This window comes from Streptomyces sp. NBC_00358 (genome assembly GCF_036099295.1).
Taxonomy (GTDB): domain Bacteria; phylum Actinomycetota; class Actinomycetes; order Streptomycetales; family Streptomycetaceae; genus Streptomyces.
In genome coordinates this window covers 6,049,394-6,071,321 of record NZ_CP107976.1, presented here as the reverse complement: position 1 = coordinate 6,071,321, position 21,928 = coordinate 6,049,394, and the positions used below count along the sequence as shown (strand labels likewise).

Genomic DNA, 21,928 nt, shown 5'->3' with positions numbered 1-21,928 from the left:
GGGGGAGGTCAAAAGTGACACAGCCGCCGAAGGGCAGCGCGGCGCCACCGGGGCGTGGCGCGCCCACGATGCCGTCCGTACCGGCGCAGTCCGGGCCTCCCGGGCCGCCCGGCGGACCCCCCGTGCCCCTGACCGGGTCCGGCGCCCCGCGGAACGTCCCCCCGGCGCCCGGCGCCCCACCGCGCCGTACGGCGTGGGCGGAGGGTGTGGACCGGCTGCGTGCGGCGGCGACGACGGAACCGGGGCGGCTGCGGATCATCGGCGCCGTCCTCGCCCTGCTGGTCGTCGCGTTCGGCGCGGTCACCGCCTGGCAGATGACGGAACGTTCGGCCGCCGCCGGCAACGTGCTGCACAGCAGCCAGCCGCTGAGCGCGAGCGCGGCGGACATCTACCGCTCCCTCGCCGACGCCAACACCGCCGCCTCCAGCGGCTTCCTCGCGGGCGGCGAGGAGACGAAGGCCTCCCGCGACCGCTACGAGGAGGACATCAGGACGGCCGCCGCGAAGCTCATCACCGCGGCCAACAGCTCCGAGCCGGGCTCCCCTTCGGCCCGGACCATCTCCCAGCTCAACGAACTGCTCCCCGAGTACAAGGGTTTGATCGAGCGGGCCCGCGCCAACAACCGGCAGGGCTATCCGCTGGGCGGCGCGTATCTGCGGTACGCGAACGACAAGATGCAGCACGACATGCTCCCCAGGGCCGAGCAGCTCTACAACCGGGAGAACCAGCGGCTGAACGCCGACTACGCCGACGCGAAGCCCTATCCGTGGGCCGCGATCGTCCTCGGTCTCGTCGCGCTCGGCGCCCTCGCCTGGGCCCAGCGGCGCAACTACCGCCGTACGAACCGGGTGTTGAACCAGGGCATGGCCGCCGCCAGCGCGGCCTCCCTGGTCGTGCTGCTGTGGCTCACCGTCGGGCACACGGTCGCCCGGTCCGGGCTGAACGAGTCCTACGACCACGGGGTCCGCTCCCTGAACGTGCTGCACAGGGCCCAGATCGCCTCCCTGAAGGCCCGCGGCAACGAGAACCTCACCCTGGTCAGCCGCGGCGCCGAGACGAAGACCCTGGCCGACGGCAAGACCACCGTGGACCTGTACGACTACAACTTCGACCAGGACATGAAGGCGCTCACGAAGGGTCTCGCGGTGGCGGCGGACCTCGCCGACGACCCGGCGGGCGAGAAGCCCGTCCAGGCCGCGACCGCCAACATGAAGGTGTGGAAGCAGCGTCACCGGGAAGCCCGTACGGCGGACAACGACGGCAAGTACCAGCTCGCGCTGGACCGGGTCATCGGCTCCACCGACAAGAAGCCCACGGGCGACTGCTTCGACGGCGTCGACAAGAACCTGAAGTACGCGCTGACGCACGAGGAGAGCGAGTTCCAGCAGGCGGCGAGCGACGGCCTGGGCGCCATGACGGGCCTCCCGCTCGGCGCCGCGGTCCTCGCGGTACTGGCCGCGGCGGGCGCGGTGTTCGGCGTCGGCCGCAGGCTGTCGGAGTACCGGTGAGAGGGGGAGCGGCGATGATCGCACGACGTCTGAGGGGCAGCCTGAGGGGCTGGGGCGGCGTGGGCGCGATGGCCGTCGCCTGCGCGACGGCCCTGGTCCTCGCGCTGCTGCTGCCGGACTCCGCGCGCGGCACCGGCGGCACGGACCTCGGCGGGCAGGGCCTGGCCCGGGGCACCCAGGCCAGGGCCGCCCAGTGCACCGACCCGCAGAACCTGAGCCTCGCCCCGTCGGGCGCGGACGGGACGACGATCGACGCCATCAAGAACCGCAAGGACCGGCGGCTGATCGTCGGTGTCGACCAGAACAGCTACCACTGGGGCTACCGCGACCCGAACAACCCGGAGGCCGGCGGCGACCTGGAGGGCTTCGACATCGACCTGGTCCACGCGATCGCCAAGGACATCCTGGGCGACGCGAACGCCGTCCAGTTCCGGGCCATACCGACCAGCCAGCGCATCCCTGCGATCCAGAGCGGCAAGGTCGACATGGTGGTGCGCACCATGACGATCACCTGTGAGCGTCTCAAGCAAGTCGCGTTCTCGGCGCCCTACTTCAAGACCGGCCAGCAGGTGCTGGCCCCGACGAAGTCCGACATCACGGGGTACGACAAGACCCTCGCCAAGAAGAAGATCTGCTCCGCGAAGACCTCCACCGCGTACGACCGGCTCACGGCCGACCGGAAAGCCGGCACGCTCGCCCCCTCCGCCGTCATCGCTCCGCCCGTGCCCAACCAGCTCGACTGTCTGGTGCGCCTCCAACTCGGCGAGGTCGACGCGGTGGTGACCGACGGCGCGCTCGCCGCGAGCCAGGCCGCACAGGACCCCACCGTCGAGCTCAAGGGCGGCATCTTCACGACCGAGTTCTACGGCGTGGCGATGAAACTGGGCTCCGACGATCTGGTACGCCGGGTCAACCGGATCCTCGCGGACTACCGCAAGGACGGCTGGCGGCAGTCGTACGACCGGTGGCTCGCCGCGACCCTCGGGGCGAACTCCCCCTCGGAGAACCTGCCCGTCGCCCAGTACAAGTGACCGACCTGATACCACTGGAGAGTTGGCCGGGCGCACACACCGAGCGCGCGGGGAACGCACGAGAACGAGAGGTGATCGATGGGCGTCACGGGACCCCCCGGGCCGGTGATGGACCGGGACGAGGCGGACCGTGCGCTGGCGCGCTTCGGCGCGGAGCACGAGGCCATCGAGACCTCGCTCCTCGCGCTGCAGGACCACGCGGGCCGCAGACTCCTGGAAGGCGCCGAACTCACCGGCACCACCAAGGAGCGCTGGACGACCGCGGACGCGTCGATCACCCTGCTGTGGGCGTACTTCGACGCGTACTCGGACGCGCTGCGCTCCGCACGCGAGATCCGTTCCCGCAGACGCTGGTCCAGCCGTGAGGATCTGGTCGAACTGACCGAGCTGCTGCGCGGTTCGAGCATCACGGTCGCCGGTTCCACCACGGCCACCGCGAACGCGCCGACGCTGGCCGGGACCGGCAAGCTCAGCGAGCGGTTCTCGCCGGCCGCGCTGGTGGACCGGATGAACGAGCTGTACGCAGCCTCGCTCGACATGGTCGTCACCGCGGACGCCGTGTGGTCCGCGCTGCCCGCCCGGATAGATTTACTGGCCGCTGAGCTCCAGCGCACCCGGGCGCTCGCGCACTCCGTGGGCGTGCGCCCCGGCGAGCACCCCTCGGGCGACGACCTGGAGCGCATCACCCGGACGCTGACCACCCTGCGCGAGCGGGTCGTCTCCGACCCGCTGGCCTTCTGGGTTCCCGCGCAGGGGAGTTCGGCGCCGGGCGGCGGCCGGCCCGACACCACGGCGTACGACCGTGAGGCGCGCGCCCTGGAGGAGGTGCGCCGGGAGATCGACGCGGTACTGACCGTACGGCAGGACGCCGAGGCCCGGCTGGTGAAGCTGCGGGACGTCCTCAGCCGCGCGGACCGCACGCTCGCCGAGGCGCGCAGTGCCCGCGGTGAGGTGCTCGCGAAGATCGCAGCCTCCGAGGTGCCGGCCGTCAGCGGTCCGCCGACGGCGTTGCACGAGCAGTTGTCGACGGCCGCGGAGTACCGCAGGCACGCGCAGTGGCACCGCCTCTCGCCGCTCCTGGAGGCGCTGGAGGAGAAGGCGGAGGACGAACTCCTGCGCGCCCGCGAGTCGTTGACGGCGGTCACCCAGCCACTGGCGGTCCGCGCGGAACTGCGCGGCCGGCTGGACGCCTACAAGGCGAAGATCACCCGGCACGGCTTCGCCGAGGACCCGTTCCTGGTGGAACGCTACGACGCGGCCCGGCGCGTGCTGTGGAGCGCTCCCTGCGATCTGCGGGTGGCGGAGGAGGCGGTGCTGCGCTACCAGCGGGCGGCCGCCGAACTGCTGAGCCCGCAGGTGCCCGAGCAGGGCGGGCCTCATGACCGTGCGGACCGGAGGGGGCCCGACGCGTGAGCGTTGAAGGGGAAGCGGCGTGAGTGAGCAGCCGGTGAGTGAACAGCGCAAGTGCGCACGGCCCGGTTGCGAGGGGTCGTACGAGGACATGGGCGGCGGCGACCTGTACTGCGACACGTGCGGGCTCGCCCCCGTCGAACAGAGACCGGGTTCCACCCGTTCCGCAAGCGTGCCCGCGCCGGGTGCGGGCGAGCAGCCGGCGAGTGGGCGGACGTGCGCACGGCCCGGTTGCGAGGGGTCGTACGAGGACATGGGCGGCGGCGACCTGTACTGCGACACGTGCGGGCTCGCCCCGGTCGGGTCCGCGCCGGGCTCGACCCGGTCCGGGAGCGGCCAGGCGGCCGGCGAGGGCGGCGTGAGTTCGCCGCCGACCGGCCCGACCGGAGGCGGCGGGAGCTCGCGCGGCTCCGACAGCGGCAGTGCGCGCGGAAGTTCGCGCGCCAGCTCGCGTACGTCGTCGCGCTCCTCGCAGTCGCGGCGCTCGGTGTCGGGCCGGCTGTCTCGGTCGCTGTCGCTGTCGGGCAGCTCGACGGGCCGTTCGGTGTCGGTCCGCAGCTCCGGTTCGACGGCGTCCTCCTCCGGGCGGGGCCGGCTCGGTGCCGGGCTCGTGGAGGTCCCGGGCGTGCCCCGGCCCGACCCGCGCGGGATGGTCCAGGAGAACCCGGAGGTACCCGAGCGCAAACGGTTCTGTTCGCGTTCCGACTGCGGTGCCCCGGTGGGACGCGCGCGCGGTGACCGGCCCGGCCGCACCGAGGGGTTCTGCACGAAGTGCGGCCACCCCTACTCGTTCGTGCCGAAGCTGCGCACCGGTGACATCGTGCACGGCCAGTACGAGGTGATGGGCTGTCTGGCGCACGGCGGGCTCGGCTGGGTCTACCTCGCCGTCGACCGCGCGGTGTCCGACCGCTGGGTGGTCCTCAAGGGCCTGCTCGACACGGGCGACCAGGACGCGATGGCGGCCGCGATCTCCGAGCGGCGCTTCCTCGCGGAGATCGAGCACGCCAACATCGTGCGGATCTACAACTTCGTCGAGCACCTCGACCAGCGGACAGGTTCGCTGGACGGGTACATCGTCATGGAGTACGTGGGCGGCAAGTCGCTGAAGGAGCTCGCCAACGGACGCCGTACGCCGGACGGCAAGCGCGACCCGCTGCCGGTGGAGCAGGCCTGCGCGTACGGCATCGAGGCCCTGGAGGCCCTCGGCCATCTGCACAGCCGCAACCTGCTGTACTGCGACTTCAAGGTCGACAACGCCATCCAGACCGAGGACCAGCTCAAGCTGATCGACATGGGCGCGGTGCGCAGGATGGACGACGAGGAGTCGGCCATCTACGGCACGGTGGGCTACCAGGCCCCCGAGGTGGCCGAGGTGGGCCCCTCGGTCGCCTCCGACCTGTACACCGTCGCCCGTACGCTCGCCGTCCTGTCCTTCGACTTCCAGGGCTACACGAACGTCTTCGTGGACTCCCTGCCCGACCCGGACCACATCGAGGTCTTCCGCCAGTACGAGTCCTTCTACCGGCTCCTCGTACGGGCCACCGACCCCGACCCGGCCCGCCGGTTCGCCTCCGCCCAGGAGATGTCCGAGCAGCTGACCGGCGTGCTGCGCGAGGTGGTCTCGGTCCAGACGGGGCGTGCGCGGCCCGCCCTGTCGACCCTGTTCGGGCCCGAGACCAAGGTCACGGACACGGAGCTGTTCGGGAGGGCGAACGAGGACGTGTCACGGCTGGGGGCCCGCGTGGTCCCCGTACGCGGGAGAAAAGGCGCGCTCCCGCTGTCGGCGGGGACCAACGGGACGCGGCCGCTGCCTCCCGGTGCCGCCTCCCGCGACCTGGTCAAGCCCGTTCAGGCGCCGGCCACCGCGCTCGCGCTGCCGGTCCCCCGGGTGGACCCGGGCGACCCGAACGCCGGTTTCCTCGCGGGGCTCATGGCGTCCGCGCCCGCGGAGCTGATCGCCGCGCTGCGAGCGGCGCCGGCCGGTTCACCCGAACTGCTGCTGCGGGAACTCCGGGCCCGGCTGGAGATGGGTGAACCGGGCAGCGCGCGCACGGCCGTCGAGGCACTGGAGGCGGAGCACCCGGACGACTGGCGGGTGGTCTGGTACCGCGGTGTCACGGCGCTGGCGACCGGCGAGAACGAGATCGCGGCACTGTCCTTCGACGCGATCTACGACGCCTTCCCCGGCGAGCCCGCGCCCAAGCTCGCGCTGGGCGTCTGCGCGGAGGTGCTCGGTCAACTGGACAACGCCGCCGAGTACTACCGTCTGGTGTGGACGACCGACCCCAGCTATGTGAGCGCCGCGTTCGGGCTGGCCCGGGTGCAGCTCGCGGCGGGGGACCGCCGTGGCGCCGTACGCACCCTGGAATCCGTGCCGGAGTCGTCGATCCACTACACGGCGGCCCGGGTCGCGGCGGTGCGGGCGCGGCTGCGGCAGCGGCCGGCGGCCGAGGCCGCGGCGCCGCCGTTCCTGGCGGATCTGACGGCGGCCGCCGGGCAGGTCGAGGCGCTCGACGGATTCGGTCTGGACGCGGTGCGGCGCGAGCAGTTGTCGACGGAGGTCCTCGGCTGCGCGCTGGACTGGGTACTCTCCGGTAGCCAGGGTTCCGCTCCGGCCTCCGGCGGCGGACCTGCGCTGCTCGGCAGCGAGTTGGACGAACGGGGCCTCCGTTTCGGCCTCGAACGTTCGTACCGGACGCTGGCCCGGCTCGCTCGGGGCGGCGAGGAGAGGATCGACCTGGTGGAACGTGCCAACCGTTACCGCCCCCGGACGTGGGTGTGATTGATGTCCCAGATGCCCCAGCCGACGGCCCTTTCGCGGTGCCCCAGTTGCGAGGAGCCGCTGGAGGCGGCCGATCGTTTCTGCGGTGCCTGCGGCTACGACCTGTCGGCGGTGTCCGCACCGCCTCAGGACCATCCCACGATCACCATGAACGGCACCTCGGCCGGCCCCGTGCCGGCCGGCCCGTCCGTGGACTGGCCCCTGGCGCCTGAGGTCGACAGCACGGACGTGCCCGCGCCGGTGCACCGCGCCGCCGACATCCGGGGCACCGATTCGGGCGGTTCCGAACTGCCGCACCCGGAACATCCGGAGCACGCCGAGCACCCGCACGGGGATCCGGCCGGTATCCGGCCGTCCGTCGCCAAGCGGCCGACCGGGCAGCCGTCGGGCGTGCGGTTCGACCGGTCGCCGGAGCCCGACGAGTACCCGCTCGCCCCTCCCGCCGACGAGGCCCGGACCGCGGAGGGCCACCCGGCCGACGGCCCGGACCGCGAGGTCCCCGCCGATCCCCGGACCGCCGACCTCCCGGCTCCCCCCGCGGGCGCCAAACTGTGCGTGGCCTGCCGTTCGGGCCAGGTGGACACCGACGGCTACTGCGAGAACTGCGGGCACGCGCAGCCACGGGAACGGGACCACATGGAACAGGAGTTGGGCGCGGTCGCCGCGGTCAGCGACCGGGGGCTGCGGCACCACCGCAACGAGGACGCGTTCGCGATCTCCTCGACCGCGCTGCCCGACGGCTCCCCCGCGGTCGTCGCGATCGTCTGCGACGGGGTCTCCTCCGCGACCCGCCCGGACGAGGCCTCGCTCGCCGCGTCCCGCGCGGCCAACGAGTCGCTCCTGTCGGCGCTTCCGCTGGGCACGCACCCCCAGCAGGCCATGCACGAGGCGATCGTCGCGGCCTCGGAGGCCGTCAACGCGCTGGCCGACCCGTCCACCGCGCAGGGCGATCACGCTCCGCATGTGAACGCGCCCGCCTGCACCATCGTCGGCGCGGTCGTCACGCCCACCCTGCTGATCGTCGGCTGGGTCGGCGACAGCCGCGTCTACTGGGTCCCCGTCGACCGCTCCTCGCTGCCGGCCCGGCTCACCGAGGACGACTCGTGGGCCGCTCAGATGGTCGCCGCGGGCCTGATGAACGAGGCCGAGGCGTACGCCGACGAGCGTGCCCACGCGATCACCGGCTGGCTCGGCGCCGACGCGTACGAACTGGAGCCGCACACCGTCTCGTTCAAGCCCGACCGGCCGGGTGTGGTCGTGGTGTGCACCGACGGGCTGTGGAACTACGCGGAGGCGGCGGAGGACATGGCCGAGGCCGTCCCCCTCGACGCCGCCGAGCGGCCGCTGCACACCGCCCAGGTTCTGGTCGGTCACGCCCTGGACGGCGGGGGCCACGACAACGTAACAGTGGCCGTCATGCCGTTCCCCGCCCCCTCCCAGGGGGCAGGATCGGCCTGAGGCCGCGAACGAACGGGGGCGGCCGCGGACCGGAGGGGACCGGTCCGCACACAGTCATCACCTCCGCCAGCGACGGAGGCCCGAGGGGGACAGAGAAGGCATGGCCAATTTCTCGAAGTCGAACGTGCCGCAGTTCTCGGTCGACGTGTACCAGAACGAGTACCTGCCGGAGGGCGGTCGCGAGGTCAACGCGATCGTCACGGTGAGCGCGACGGGCGGCGGCACCATCGGAAGCGCGGTCGCGGCGCCGCACCTGTACACGGCGGGGCAGGGCCCGGACGCCGCCGTGGCGATCATGGTCGACTGCTCGGGCTCGATGGACTACCCGCCGGCCAAGATGCGCAACGCGCGCGACGCGACGGCCGCCGCGATCGACACCCTGCGCGACGGAGTCCACTTCGCGGTGATCGGCGGCACGCACATCGCCAAGGAGGTCTATCCCGGCAACGGGCGGCTCGCCGTGGCGGACCGGGCCACCCGCGACCAGGCCAAGCAGGCCCTGCGCAAGCTGAGCGCGGGCGGCGGTACGGCGATCGGCACCTGGCTGCGGCTCGCCGACCGGCTGCTGTCCTCGGCGGAGGTCTCGATCCGGCACGGCATCGTGCTCACCGACGGCCGCAACGAGCACGAGTCGCCCGAGGACCTGCGGGCCGCGCTCGACTCCTGCGCCGGACGGTTCACGTGTGACGCGCGTGGAGTCGGCACCGACTGGGAGGTCAAGGAGGTCACCGGGATCGCCTCGGCGCTTCTCGGCACCGCCGACATCGTCGCCGACCCCGCCGCCCTCGCCGCCGACTTCACGCACATGATGGAGACGGTCATGGGCAAGGAGGTCGCCGACGTGGCCCTGCGGCTGTGGACACCGGTCGGCACCGAGATCAAGTTCGTCAAGCAAGTCGCGCCCACCGTGGAGGAACTGACGGACCGTCGGACCGGGGCGGGGCCGCGCGCGGGCGACTACCCGACCGGCTCCTGGGGCGACGAGTCCCGCGACTACCACGTCTGCGTCCAGGTCCCGACGGCCGCGGTCGGCCAGGAGATGCTGGCCGCCCGCGTCTCGCTGGTGATCCCGCAGGGCGACGGCGGCGTGCAGAACCTCGGCGCGCAGGGGCTCGTACGGGCCGTGTGGACCGACGACATGGCCGCCTCGACGTCCATCAATCCGCAGGTCGCGCACTACACAGGTCAGGCCGAACTGGCACAAGTCATCCAACAGGGCCTGGATCTTCGCAAAGCGGGTGATGTCGACGGAGCAACGGCCAAGCTGGGACGGGCCGTTCAGCTCGCCGGCGCCTCCGGCAACGCCGATACTGCGAAACTGCTCGCGAAGGTGGTGGACGTGGTCGACGTCGCGGCAGGTACTGTGCGATTGAAAGCAAGGGTCGCAGAGGCTGACGAGATGACCCTTGAGACACGGTCCACAAAGACTGTTCGTGTAAAGAAGTAGCGAGCCCGGTTCCCGTGGGGAGCCGGAGAAACCCGGTCACAACGGCCGGAAAAGGAAAGGGGGAAGCGCCGACATGCCGACATGCCCGAACGGACACCAGTCGGGTTCCGACGACTGGTGCGAGGTCTGCGGTCACCGCATGGCCGGAACCGTGCCCCCACTCCCTCCTCCGCCGCCCGGCGCCGGTTACGGCTACCCGGCGCCCGGTTCGCCGCCTCCGGGACCCGGTGGCCGGTCGCACCTGGGCGGCGTGCCGGACGTCGCACCGGAGCTCTGCCCGCAGTGCCGCACGCCCCGTGAGGGCGCGGCGCCGTTCTGCGAGGAGTGCCGGTGGAACTTCCTGACCAACACGGCGACGTCGTACACCCCGGCGGCACCGCGTCCGCCCGCCGGTGCGCCGGGCGGTCCCGGCGGACAGGCGCCGTACGGCGGTCCCGGTGGCCCCGGCGGTCCCGGCGGCCCCGGCGGCCAGAGCCAGCCGCCGCGCTACCAGCAGCCGGGACCGGGACAGCCGGGCGGTCCGGGTGCCGGTGGCCCCGGTCACGACCCGTTCGAGTACCAGAGCTCGCGGCCCTCGCAGATGAACCGGCCCGCCGAGCCGATCCCGTCGAGCCCGCAGGCGCAGCCGTACGGCGGCCCCCAGGGCTTCGGCGACCCGTCACGCCAGGGTCCGCCGCCCGCGTCCGGCGGCCCCGGCGCCCCGCAGCAGGCCTACACGCAGCAGCCCGCCCCGCCCTACACGCAGCCCGGCGGCCCGGCCTTCGGCGCCGGTGACGACGACTGGATGATCCCCCCGCCGTCGTCCGGTTCGCCCGGCGGCCCGGGCGGACAGGGCGCCCCGACCGGCCCGGGTCAGGGCGGCTACGGCTACCCGCAGCCCGGCGCCACCCAGGCCCCGCCCGGTCCCGGCTACCAGCAACAGCAACAGCAACAGCAACAGTCTCTGTCCTGGAGCGCGACCATCGCACCGGACCGCGAGTACTTCATGGCGATGATGCAGCGCTCCGGGCCCGAGGCCGCGGGCCTGAACCTGCCCGCGTACTCGCCGGAGCTGCAGCGCCCGCTGCTCGGCAACCAGATCACCATCGGCCGCCGCCGGCACTCCACCGGCGAATCCCCGGACATCGACCTGTCGGTGCCCCCGGAGGACCCGGGGGTCTCGCACCAGCACGCGATGCTGGTCCAGCAGCCGGACGGCACCTGGGCGGTCGTCGACCAGAACTCGACGAACGGGACCACGGTCAACGGCGGCGAGGAGCCCATCCAGCCGTTCGTACCGGTGCCGCTGCAGGACGGCGACCGGGTGCACGTCGGCGCCTGGACGACCATCACGATCCGGCGGGGCTGAGCGTCGCCCCTAGGGGCCCTCTCCGGGCCCCTGGGGCGTCCCGGGCACTCCGCGGACCGATGCGGGCATCCCGGGCCGTTGCGGGCACTCCCGGGCCGATGAACGCATCCCGGTCGCGGTCGGCTAGGGCAGCGGCCAGGCGTACGGCCCCTCGGGGTCGTCCAGCCAGGCCCAGGCGCGCTCCTCGCCGACCGTGACCCCGTACCGCTCCCGCGGTGGCTGCCCCTCGCGCTCCCAGAGCGTGTAGGCGTCGTACGGGTCCAGGGTGCCCGCCGTCAGGGCCAGCAGGAACCGGAACAGGTCGTGGCCGCGGGCCCGGCGCGGCACCCCGCCGAGCGAGGGCGGTTCCGGCTCGGGCCCGGACCGGGTGGCCCCGCGCAGCGGCACGAAGAAGGCGGAGGTGTGCAGGAAGCGTCCCTCGGCATGCCCGGAGTCCTGGACCCGCAGCGCGATCAGTCCGGTGGCCAGCGGCGCGAGGATACGGGCGCCGGGGCCGCACTGGGCCAGCCAGGCGCGCGGGATCGTGGTCAGTGTGCAGGTGGCGATGATCCGGTCGAAGGGAGCGCGTTCGGGGACCCCGCGGGCGCCGTCGCCGGTGACGACGGTCGGGTGGTACCCGGCGCCGGCCAGATGCCGTCGCGCCGCCTCGGTGATCTCCACGTCGAGGTCGACCGTGGTCACCAGGTCGTCGCCCAGCCGGTACGCGAGCAGGGCCGCGTTGTAGCCGGTCCCGGCGCCGATCTCCAGGACGGCGTCCCCGTCCCGTACCGCCAGCTCGGTCAGCATCGTCGCCATCAGCGACGGCTGGCTGCTGGAGGAGACCAGTTCCCCGTCCCGCACCCTGGTCGCCAGCGGAGCGTCCGCGTACGCGCCGCGCAGCCAGCGGTCCCTCGCCCCCGGGTCGGGGTCCTCGCCCCACACGCGCTCGAAGCCGCCGGTGCCGCCCATGTAGTAGTACGGCACGAAGAGGTGCCGCGGGACGGCCTCGAACGCCTCCCGCCAGACCGGATCGCGCTCCCAGGCCCCGCTCCGGTCGATCTCGCGCACCAGGGAGGCCCTCACCCGATCGGCGAGGTCCTCGAAGCCGGAACCGGGCCCAGGCCCGGAATCGGGATCGGAACCGGGACCGGAACCGGAATCGGGATCGGAGTCGAGAGGGTGCGCGCCCATATCTCCACTGTGCTGCCGGAAGGGCCGCGGGGCGAGCGCCGGACCGCCCGGACCGGAACGGGGCGTCCGCTGCCCCGGGCGTCCGGTGCCCGGGTTCGTGGTCCTAAGCCTTGAGTCCTCGGCCACCCCGTCTGAGACCATGGGGGCGTGAAAGAGATTCGGCGCGGCACGCTTCAGGAGCAGACCTTCTACGAGCAGGTCGGCGGCGAGGAGACCTTCCGGCGCCTCGTGCACCGGTTCTACGAGGGTGTCGCCGGCGATCCGCTGCTGAAGCCCATGTATCCCGAGGAGGATCTGGGACCGGCCGAGGAGCGCCTCACGCTGTTCCTGATCCAGTACTGGGGCGGCCCGACGACGTACAGCGAGAACCGCGGCCACCCCCGGCTGCGGATGCGGCACGCTCCGTTCAAGGTCGACCAGGCCGCGCACGACGCCTGGCTGAAGCACATGCGCGCAGCCGTCGACGACCTCGGCCTCTCCGAGGAGCACGAGCACACGCTGTGGAACTACCTGACGTACGCGGCCGCTTCGATGGTGAACACGGCGAGCTGACCACCGGCTTTCGACGCGACTCCTCTGCCGCCGCCGACGGATGAGGAGCGAGCGCGCGAAGGTCAGCGAACGCTGACGTCCAGCGCGCCCAGTCCGGCCCGGCGGACGGCGACCGAACCGAACGGCGTCCGCAGGCGCAGCCAGGCCCCCGAGGAGTACAGCGCCAACGGACTGTCGCTCAGCAGACGGCCGCTCGGCGCACTGCCGCTCGGTGCGCTGCCGCTCAACGGGCGGCTGTTCGAAGGGACTTGCCCCGCGGGGGACGCGGGCGCGGGCGGTACGGACCGCAGGAATCCCAGCGACTGGGCCGCGTGCGCGGCGCGTACGGGAAGTCCGGTGTCACCGATGGGCCGGGACCATATCTCCCGCCCGACCCGGTCGAGTTCGGCACGGGTCCGCAGCTCGGGCGCCAACTCCTCGGTCCGGGACCGGAATTCGGCCACCGCGGCGGCGACCTTCGCCCGTACGGCGTCCGGGGCGGGCAGCCCCGGCTCCTGCCGCCAGCCGCCGCGAGGCGGCAGCACCCCCGCCCACGGGGGCCCGGTGACGGCGACGGGAACACCGACGGTGACCGCCGACTCCTCGACGGACTCAAGGAGTTCACCGGCGGACACGGTCACGTCGAGGGTGAGGTCGAGCCCGTCCTCGTACGGCTTGGCCAGTCGCGCAGTGCGGATCGCGAGAACCTCGAACGACGGCGGCCGGCCGAAGACCGCGAGGGTGGTGCCGTGCGCCTGGAGGCGCACGGCGGCCGCGCGGTCGTAATGGACGAGCCGGGAGAGGAAGGCGGCGAGGTCGGCCGCCTCCCCCGCGTCGGCGAGGTGCAGGACGGTCATGCCGCGACGGCCTCGTCCTCGTCGTCCCGGTAGGCCTCCAGGAAGTCGCGCTCGTCCGCCGTGATGCGGCGGGGGCGCTGCGCCTCGAAGTCGAACGGCACGATCACCGTCGCGGCCGTGACGTAGACCTGGTCCGGGTCCTTCACCTCGTAGGCGATGGTGAAGGACGCGGCCCGGATCTGCGTCACCCAGAGCTCGATGTCCACCGGCGCGTGCCGGTGGACAAGCTGCCGCTTGTAGTCGATCTCATGACGCGCCACCACGGACCCCTGCTTGAAGTCCTTCTCCGGGCGGAACAGGAAGTCGATACGGGCTTCCTCCAGGTAGCGCAGGAACACCACGTTGTTGATGTGGCCGTACGCGTCCATGTCCGCCCAGCGCAGCGGGCAGCGGTAGATGTGGCGCAAGATCGATCAGCCCCGGGTCAGCTTCTTGTACGTGGCGCGGTGCGGGCGCGCGGCGTCCGCACCGAGTCGCTCGACCTTGTTCTTCTCGTACGACTCGAAGTTGCCCTCGAACCAGTACCACTTCGACTCACCCTCGTACGCGAGGATGTGCGTCGCGACCCGGTCCAGGAACCAGCGGTCGTGGGAGATGACCACGGCCGCACCGGGGAACTCCAGCAGCGCGTTCTCGAGCGACGACAGGGTCTCCACGTCGAGGTCGTTCGTGGGCTCGTCGAGGAGCAGCAGGTTGCCGCCCTCCTTGAGGGTCAGCGCCAGGTTCAGCCGGTTGCGCTCACCACCGGAGAGGACACCCGCGGGCTTCTGCTGGTCCGGGCCCTTGAAGCCGAAGGCGGACACGTAGGCCCGCGACGGCATCTCGACCTGGCCGACGTTGATGTAGTCGAGCTCGTCGGAGACGACGGCCCACAGCGTCTTCTTGGGGTCGATGTTGGCGCGGCTCTGGTCGACGTAACTGATCTTGACCGTCTCGCCGACCTTGATCGCGCCGGAGTCCGGCGTCTCCAGGCCCTGGATCATCTTGAACAGCGTGGTCTTGCCGGCGCCGTTCGGGCCGATGACGCCCACGATGCCGTTGCGCGGCAGGGTGAAGGAGAGGTCGTCGATGAGGACCTTGTCGCCGAACGCCTTGGAGAGGTTGTTGACCTCGACGACGATGGAGCCCAGACGCGGGCCCGGCGGGATCTGGATCTCCTCGAAGTCCAGCTTCCGCATCTTGTCGGCCTCGGCCGCCATCTCCTCGTAACGGGCGAGGCGGGCCTTGGACTTGGTCTGACGGCCCTTGGCGTTGGACCGGACCCACTCCAGCTCTTCCTTGAGCCGCTTGGCGCGCTTCTCGTCCTTGCGGCCCTCGACCTTGAGGCGGGAGGCCTTCTTGTCGAGGTACGTGGAGTAGTTGCCCTCGTAGGGGATCGCGCGGCCGCGGTCCAGTTCGAGGATCCACTCGGCGACGTTGTTCAGGAAGTACCGGTCGTGAGTGACGGCGACGACGGCGCCCGCGTACTTCGTGAGGTGCTGCTCCAGCCAGTTCACCGACTCGGCGTCGAGGTGGTTGGTGGGCTCGTCGAGGAGGAGCAGGTCCGGAGCCTCGATCAGCAGCTTGCAGAGCGCCACACGGCGCTTCTCGCCACCGGAGAGGTTGGTGACCGGCCAGTCGCCGGGCGGGCAGCCCAGCGCGTCCATGGCCTGCTCCAGCTGCGCGTCGAGGTCCCAGGCGTTGGAGTGGTCCAGGTCGTCCTGGAGCTTCCCCATCTCCTCCATGAGCGCGTCCGAGTAGTCGGTCGCCATCAGCTCGGCGACCTCGTTGAAGCGGTTGAGCTTGCCCATCAGCTCGGCGGCACCGTCCTGGACGTTCTCCAGCACCGTCTTGGACTCGTCCAGCTCCGGCTCCTGCATGAGGATGCCGACGCTGAAGCCGGGCGACAGGAACGCGTCACCGTTGGAGGGCTGCTCGATGCCCGCCATGATCTTGAGAACGGTGGACTTACCGGCACCGTTCGGACCGACCACACCGATCTTCGCACCCGGGAGGAAGCTCAGGGTGACGTCGTCGAGGATCACCTTGTCGCCGTGCGCCTTGCGCGTCTTGCGCATGGTGTAAATGAACTCAGCCAAGAGAAACCGTCCGGACGCTTGAAATCGGCAGTGGGCAGATACACCCCATCTTGCCTGACGGCTAGCCCTCGGGGGAAACGCGTTCGGCCCCGGGGGCGTGACCTGGCGGTTCACCGCCCCCGCCATCGGCCGATCGGTCACTGACTGTCGCGGCCGGTCACTGCCTGGCGGTTTCGCACGGTCCAGGGACGGCCCATACGTGATCACCCGGGCGGTGCCCCTGGCTCATCGGTAGTCCTCGGGGTGACCCTGCATCCAGGTATTGATCTTGTCCCGCGTTCCGGTGAGCAGGTCCTGATGCTTTTTGAGGCTCTCGAAGGAACTGTCGCCGCCCAGGCCGGTCCGCAGTTCCGCGATCCACGCGAGGGGCTCCTTGAAATGTCCAGGGCCCTGGGGATCCGCTTCCATCGCCTTGTCGAGGGCACTGAGCTCGTCAAACACGCGCCCCAGGAAGTACGCGCAGTTCCCCGGGGTCGTACACCCGTCTCCATAGGTGGCCTGAAGCCCGGCGAACACGTCGCGGACCTTCTCCACGCCGGCCCCCGGTGTCGGTTGCACGGTGCTCGGGGCAGGCGTCGCCTCGGCTACGGGGGCCGAGGCCGTCTTCCGGACGTCGCGGACGGTGGACTCCGCGTCACCCGGGACCGAGGCCGGGCCACCGGAGCAGGAGAGCGACAAAGACGCCAGAGCCACCACGAGCGCGGAAGCACCGAAGACATGCCGTACACGTATGTCGATCATGCTTCGTACGACGCCGCAGGGCGCTCACCGGTTGTACCGCCCGCCGGAATCGCACCGCGTTCCCGCCGGCGGCCCGCGCCCGCTTCGTACCGAGGCCGCTGTGGCCGCTCTTCCTGCTCAACGGCCCGGCCACCGCCGCCTTCGCCCTCACCCGGGTCTACCTCGTCGACAAGCCGACAGCGGACACCCTGAAGAGCCCGGTCCGGTGGGCTGGGCCCTTCACCAGAGCGCGATGACCGAGGGAGCGGCAGAGGCGCAGGCGGGCCCCTTGTGTGATCATCCTCGTCCCCGCCTCGTGCCGGGACGAGGGGAGGAGCACACTTCTTCTTAGGGGTTTCACCGGGGGCGGCTGCTTCGGAGGTGACCGCGATGACACAGATGACAGCGACGCAGGCACGGACCACGGTCGGCTGGCACGTCGAGATGGAATTCCAGGAGGACGACCACCGCACCCGTGCGGCAGCGCTGCTACGGCTCCCCGACGGAAGCGAGGTGCGCGCCCACGGCTACGCCAGCCGTCACCCCTCCGACTCGAACCAGCCCAGGGTCGGCGAGGAGGTCGCCGGCGCGAGGGCCCTGAACGAACTCGCCATGCAACTCCTGACCAAGGCCCACGACGAGATCGACTCGGCCTCGGGCAGGACGTCACACACGCTGAGGTGACGGCGACGGCTGTTCGGTCCCGGCCCAACAAAAAGGCTCCCGAAGGGGCGGGCGGAGACTGGCGCCACGGGCACACGCGCATCCTGCGGCAGCACATCGAGGACGAACAGCTCAAGCCCGGTGACCTGCTGTTCCAGGGGGAGACGGCCGGGATTCTCGCGGGTTCGGTCATCCGCCGGGCGTGGCGCAGCGCGCGCAAGGCCGTCCTGCCCCCGCACGTCTTCGAGTCACCCGCGGGAAGGCGGGTCTACGACAACCGGCACACGCGCCTGACGAGGCGCTCGACGACGGGATCCCGCCCGCCCAGGTACCGGACTGGGCCGGGAACAGCGTCCCGGTGCTCCCGGCGACGTACGCGCGATGCGTCGAGGGACGGCCGCTGACCTGAAAAGGTGCCTCGGAGCCGCCGGGATCCTCCCGAGCGGCCCGATCCGGGCTGAGGTTTCTCGCCGAAAACTTGGACACGTATTCGACAGGGCCACCGGCGAAAACCCGGTGACGGCCGGACGGCCCCGGACCTTCCCCTTGATCATCGGGAAGGCGTCCCACGCTTGGCCGTATCGAGCGGTACATGCTCCGACCAGCAAAAAGCCCTCCCCAAAGGGAGGGCGGAGACTGGCGCCCCCGGCAGGACTCGAACCTGCGGCCAAGCGCTTAGAAGGCGCCTGCTCTATCCACTGAGCTACGGGGGCCGGTTGTGTCGGCCTGTGTCCTGGTGCCCTGGTGTGGGCTGATCCGTGACCTTGCCGGGGACAAGAATAGGGCTCCCGCATCCCTGTCCCTCACGCTTCACCTCCGTGGCTCAATGTGGAGGTTCAGTGAAGCGGTCCTGATAATCGCAGGCAGGTACGAATCGTGCACCGCTTTTGACGTCTCGCGCATCGGGTGTTGTGCACTCGTTATGCCTGCGCCCCAGTCATCCCTTCCGCCCCGTGTGTCCTGTCGGCGCGCAGACATACCCATATGCTTCAGAAAGACTCCAAAATTGGGCATTCTTCGCATGTGGTGACCTTGGACGTACGGCCTCAACTGCTCGACGCACTTTCCGCCCTGCGCGACCGTGTCGCCGCCGCACGCTTTCCGCTGCCCCTGGCGGGAGCTCCACGCGCGCGTGCCAACCGCGACGAACTGCTCGCACAACTCGACGACTACTTGGTGCCCCGGTTGAGAGAACCCGAAGCACCCCTTCTCGCCGTCATCGGAGGGTCCACCGGTGCCGGCAAGTCGACCCTCGTCAACTCCCTTGTGGGGCGCCGGGTCAGTGAAGCGGGCGTACTGCGCCCGACGACCCGTACACCGGTGCTCGTATGCCATCCGGAGGACCATCACTGGTTCAGCGGCATGCGGGTGCTGCCCCAGCTCACGCGCGTGTGGATGCCTCATCAGGAGCCCGGTGACGATCTTCCCGCCCTCACCGACCGCGGGGAGCGGGTGCTGCGCATCGAGACCGCCGACACGCTCCCCCGCGGCCTCGCCCTTCTCGACGCGCCCGACGTCGACTCCCTGGTGGCCGAAAACCGCGTGCTGGCCGCCGAACTGATCTGCGCGGCCGACATCTGGGTGATGGTCACCACGGCCGCGCGGTACGCCGACGCCGTGCCGTGGCATCTGCTGCGCACCGCCAAGGAACAGAAGGCGACCTTGGTGACCGTCCTGGACCGGGTGCCGCACCAGGTGGTGTCCGAGGTCTCGCGGCAGTACGGCGCGCTCCTCGCCAAGGCGGGACTCGGCGAGGCACCCCGCTTCACCGTGCCCGAGCTGCCCGAGTCCGCCTGGGGCGGGGGCCTGTTGCCCGCCACGGCGGTCGCGCCGCTGCGTACCTGGCTCGCGCATCAGGCCCAGGACCCCGGAGCCCGGCACGGGACGATGGCCCGTACGGCCCACGGTGTCCTCGACTCACTGAAGTCGCGGATGCCGGAACTGGCCAGTGCCGCCGCGGCGCAGTACGCCGCCGCGACACGGCTCACCGTCGCCGTCGACGGGGCGTACGACAGCGAGCACACGCGCGCGAAGGGGCGCCTGCAGGCCGGAGCCGTGCTCTCCGGGGACGCGCTCAAGCGCTGGCGCGCCTATCCCCTGGACTGCACGGCGGAGGAACTGCTCGACGCGCTCGTGGAGAGCCTGTCCGCCCTGCTGCTGTGCTCCGTCACGGCCGCCGACGAACGCGTGGACGACGCCTGGCGGCGCGAACCGGCTGCGGGCGCTCCGGGGCTGACGGACCGTGATCCGACACTGGAGAGCTCCGAGCACCGGATCGGCCTGGCCGTACGGCGCTGGCGGCGCGTCCTGGAGGAGTACGCCGAGGACGAGGTGCGTGACCTCGACAAGAGCGTCGCGCCGGACGCCTCCGTGGTGGCCGCGCTGGTCGCCACCGCGCTGCTGGGCGGCCGCAGGGCGCGCAGCGCGGGCGAGGGGCTCGCCGAGCGGATCGGGGCGCACGGCGCGCTGCGGATCCGCGACAAGGGCGGCCAGTTGCTCACCGACCTCGTCGACAAGGCCCTGAGGACCGAACGTGAGCGCCGTCTCGCGCCCCTCGAGGCGCTCGACGTCCATCCAGAACCCCAGGCCGAACTCATCGCCGCGCTGTCCGTACTGCAGAAGGAGAGGTGACCGCGGTGACTGCCGTCACTGACCACACGGATCAGGCCGACCGCCCGGAAGGCGACCGTCCCGGAGGCGACCGTCCCGAAGACGGGCGATCCGAAGACGGGCGATCCGAAGACGGGCGATCCGGAGACGGGCGATCCGGAGACGGGCGATCCGGAGACGGGCGATCCAATAGCGGCCGCCCGGAAGGCGGCCGTAGAGCGGACGGCCGTCCCGGTGACGGCCACTCCGAAGGCGGCGTCCTCGAAGACGTCTCCTCCGGGGCGGGCGCCACGGGCGCCGAGCGCGACGACCGCTCCGGGGACACGGAGAGCACTTCGGAGAACCGTCCGGAGAACGATCCGCCCGGTACGGCGAGTTCCGGGGCCCGCTCCCCGGAGTCCGGCGACCGGACCGAGGAGGCCGGAACGAGCACGCGGAACGACGGCCCGGCCGGACAGGGCACCGCGCGGAACGGGTCCGACGCGGAGCGCCGCACGCGCGGCGAGGGCGGCGAGGGCGGCGAGGGCGAGGACCCCGCGCGCGCGGAGGACGGCCCCGTCTGGGACGACGGTCTCATCGCGCGCCGCGCGGCCGAGACGGCCCCCGGCCGGTACCAGACGCCGCCTGCGGAGGCCCGGGCCGCCGTCCCGGCGGTCCCCGCCCCCCTCGCGTACGACGGGCCCCTGCGCTCGCGCCTGGACGCGCTGCGCGAACTGGTGGGCCTCTCCCGCGCGCGTCTCGACAGCGGGACGCTCGCCGAGGCGGGACGGGTCCTGGACGAGGCGGCGGCCCGCCGCAGGCTCTCCGGGGAGCACACCGTCGTCGCCATCGCCGGGGCCACGGGCAGCGGCAAGTCGCAGCTCTTCAACGCGCTCGCTGGAGTGGCCATTTCGGAGACCGGCGTACGCAGGCCGACCACCGCGGCACCCATCGCCTGCACCTGGAGCGACGGCGCGGCCACCCTCATCGACCGGCTCGGCATCCCCGGGCGGCTGCGCCGGCGCCCGTTGCAGAGCGCGGAGGCCGAGGCACAACTGCGCGGCCTGGTCCTGGTCGACCTGCCCGACCACGACTCCGCCGCCGTCCAGCACCGCGAACAGGTGGACCGCGTCCTGGCGCTCGTCGACGCGGTGATCTGGGTGGTCGATCCGGAGAAGTACGCGGACGCCGTCCTCCATGAGCGCTATCTGCGGCCCCTGGCCGGGCACGCCGAGGTCACCTTCGTGGTCCTCAACCAGGTGGACCGGCTCCCCGGCGAAGCCGCGGACCAGGTGCTCGACGACCTGCGGCGGCTGCTCGACGAGGACGGCATCGCACTCGGCGAGTACGGGGAACCGGGCGCGACCGTCCTCTCGCTGTCCGCTCTCACCGGGGCCGGGGTCCCCGAACTGCGGGAGTGTCTCGGCCAGTTCGTGGCGGAGCGCGGCGCCGCCGCACGTCGGATCTCGGCCGATCTCGACGCGGCCGCCGCACGGCTGCGGCCCGTCTACTCGACCGGGCGGCGGATCGGGCTCAGCGAGGAGGCGCGCGACGAGTTCGCGGACCGGCTCGCGGACGCGGTGGGCGCCGTCGCGACCGGAGAGGCCGCCGAACGGGCCTGGCGGCGCAACGCCAACCGCGCGTGCGGAACGCCCTGGCTGCGGCTGTGGCGCTGGTATCTGGAGCGGCGCGAGCCCCCGACCGGGCGCCTGCCCGTACGCGCTCCCGCTGACGAGGAGGCCACGGCGCGCCAGCGTGTCGAGCAGGCGGTCCGCACGGTCGCGGACCGGGCCGCGTACGGGCTTCCCGCGCCCTGGGCGCAGGCGGTGCGCGAGGCTGCCGTACGCGGCGCGCAGGGGCTGCCCGAGGCGCTGGACGACATGGCGGCGCGCGCGACGACACCGGCCGGACGTCCGCCGCGGCCCGGCTGGTGGCCCGTCGCGGTGCTGGCGCAGGCCGCGATGACGATCCTCCAGGTCGTCGGCGGGCTCTGGCTGGTGGGGCAGATCATCGGAGTCATGTCACCGAACCTCGGTGTTCCGGTGCTGCTGATGCTGTCGGGCATCGTCGGCGGTCCGGTCGTCGAGTGGGGCAGCAGGATGGCGGCCCGCGGACCGGCCCGGCGCTACGGCCTGGAGGCGGAACGGCGATTGCGCGAGGCGGCCGCCGGGTGCGGCAGAGCCCGGGTGCTGGATCCCGTGGCCGCGGAGCTGCTGCGGTACCGCGAGGTGCGGGAGCAGTACGGGCGGGTCATGGGCGCGGCGACGGTGGGGGCCCCGGTCGGGTGACCCGGTTCTCCACAACCGGCCGGTAGCACACAGCGCCCAGCGGGCGCG

The 21,928-nt window shown here is 72.0% G+C and carries 16 protein-coding genes and 1 tRNA gene; 11 read left to right on the top strand and 6 right to left on the bottom strand.

Annotated elements, in window-relative coordinates:
• Positions 1-14 precede the first annotated feature (14 nt).
• From OHT01_RS25850 to OHT01_RS25820, 7 genes are all read left to right on the top strand, one after another.
• Positions 15-1,508, top strand: a complete 1,494-nt coding sequence (locus OHT01_RS25850) for a hypothetical protein (protein ID WP_443043440.1) — start codon at positions 15-17, stop codon at positions 1,506-1,508.
• Positions 1,509-1,522: 14 nt separating this feature from the next.
• Positions 1,523-2,539: a glutamate ABC transporter substrate-binding protein gene (locus OHT01_RS25845; protein ID WP_328555505.1), complete on the top strand. Its 1,017-nt coding sequence runs from the start codon at positions 1,523-1,525 to the stop codon at positions 2,537-2,539.
• A 78-nt stretch (positions 2,540-2,617) separates the two neighbouring features.
• On the top strand, positions 2,618-3,952 hold the full coding sequence (locus OHT01_RS25840) for a hypothetical protein (RefSeq protein ID WP_328555504.1): 1,335 nt from the start codon (positions 2,618-2,620) through the stop codon (positions 3,950-3,952).
• Positions 3,953-4,040: 88 nt separating this feature from the next.
• Positions 4,041-6,731, top strand: a complete 2,691-nt coding sequence (locus OHT01_RS25835; RefSeq protein WP_443043548.1) for a tetratricopeptide repeat protein — start codon at positions 4,041-4,043, stop codon at positions 6,729-6,731.
• 3 nt (positions 6,732-6,734) lie between these two features.
• Positions 6,735-8,189: a PP2C family serine/threonine-protein phosphatase gene (locus tag OHT01_RS25830; RefSeq protein ID WP_328555503.1), complete on the top strand. Its 1,455-nt coding sequence runs from the start codon at positions 6,735-6,737 to the stop codon at positions 8,187-8,189.
• A 100-nt stretch (positions 8,190-8,289) separates the two neighbouring features.
• Entirely contained in the window at positions 8,290-9,636 is a 1,347-nt protein-coding gene (locus OHT01_RS25825) for a VWA domain-containing protein (RefSeq protein ID WP_328555502.1), read from the top strand.
• Between the two features lie 73 nt (positions 9,637-9,709).
• On the top strand, positions 9,710-10,984 hold the full coding sequence (locus tag OHT01_RS25820) for an FHA domain-containing protein (RefSeq protein WP_328555501.1): 1,275 nt from the start codon (positions 9,710-9,712) through the stop codon (positions 10,982-10,984).
• Between the two features lie 123 nt (positions 10,985-11,107).
• Here the strand turns inward: OHT01_RS25820 and OHT01_RS25815 are convergent, their stop codons facing one another.
• A complete protein-coding gene (locus OHT01_RS25815) occupies positions 11,108-12,154 on the bottom strand; it encodes a methyltransferase domain-containing protein (protein WP_328555500.1) in 1,047 nt (348 codons plus the stop codon).
• Between the two features lie 147 nt (positions 12,155-12,301).
• On the opposite strand from OHT01_RS25815, the gene OHT01_RS25810 reads away from it, so the two are divergent.
• Positions 12,302-12,706, top strand: a complete 405-nt coding sequence (locus tag OHT01_RS25810; RefSeq protein WP_328555499.1) for a globin — start codon at positions 12,302-12,304, stop codon at positions 12,704-12,706.
• 62 nt (positions 12,707-12,768) lie between these two features.
• On the opposite strand, the gene OHT01_RS25805 is transcribed toward OHT01_RS25810, so the two are convergent.
• The 4 genes from OHT01_RS25805 to OHT01_RS25790 all read right to left on the bottom strand — a co-directional run bounded on the left by OHT01_RS25805 (position 12,769) and on the right by OHT01_RS25790 (position 16,361).
• Positions 12,769-13,542 (bottom strand): hypothetical protein, encoded by a 774-nt coding sequence (locus OHT01_RS25805; protein WP_328555498.1) that lies wholly within the window; start codon positions 13,540-13,542, stop codon positions 12,769-12,771.
• Positions 13,539-13,949, bottom strand: a complete 411-nt coding sequence (locus OHT01_RS25800; protein ID WP_328555497.1) for an acyl-CoA thioesterase — start codon at positions 13,947-13,949, stop codon at positions 13,539-13,541. Before OHT01_RS25800 ends, OHT01_RS25805 begins: the two co-directional genes overlap by 4 nt.
• Positions 13,950-13,955: 6 nt before the next feature.
• Positions 13,956-15,620 carry an energy-dependent translational throttle protein EttA gene (gene ettA, locus OHT01_RS25795; RefSeq protein WP_328555496.1) on the bottom strand — a complete coding sequence of 555 codons (1,665 nt, stop codon included), beginning with the start codon at positions 15,618-15,620 and terminating at the stop codon, positions 13,956-13,958.
• Between the two features lie 225 nt (positions 15,621-15,845).
• Positions 15,846-16,361 (bottom strand): hypothetical protein, encoded by a 516-nt coding sequence (locus OHT01_RS25790; RefSeq protein ID WP_328555495.1) that lies wholly within the window; start codon positions 16,359-16,361, stop codon positions 15,846-15,848.
• Between the two features lie 369 nt (positions 16,362-16,730).
• Here OHT01_RS25790 and OHT01_RS25785 point away from each other — a divergent pair, with 369 nt between their 5' ends.
• A complete protein-coding gene (locus OHT01_RS25785) occupies positions 16,731-17,024 on the top strand; it encodes a DUF1876 domain-containing protein (protein WP_328555494.1) in 294 nt (97 codons plus the stop codon).
• Positions 17,025-17,640: 616 nt separating this feature from the next.
• On the opposite strand, the gene OHT01_RS25780 is transcribed toward OHT01_RS25785, so the two are convergent.
• Positions 17,641-17,716 (bottom strand) — tRNA-Arg (locus OHT01_RS25780).
• 310 nt (positions 17,717-18,026) lie between these two features.
• Here OHT01_RS25780 and OHT01_RS25775 point away from each other — a divergent pair.
• Both OHT01_RS25775 and OHT01_RS25770 read left to right on the top strand, forming a co-directional pair.
• Positions 18,027-19,634 carry a dynamin family protein gene (locus tag OHT01_RS25775; protein WP_328555493.1) on the top strand — a complete coding sequence of 536 codons (1,608 nt, stop codon included), beginning with the start codon at positions 18,027-18,029 and terminating at the stop codon, positions 19,632-19,634.
• Positions 19,631-21,880, top strand: a complete 2,250-nt coding sequence (locus OHT01_RS25770; RefSeq protein WP_443043439.1) for a GTPase — start codon at positions 19,631-19,633, stop codon at positions 21,878-21,880. Before OHT01_RS25775 ends, OHT01_RS25770 begins: the two co-directional genes overlap by 4 nt.
• Positions 21,881-21,928: the final 48 nt, after the last annotated feature.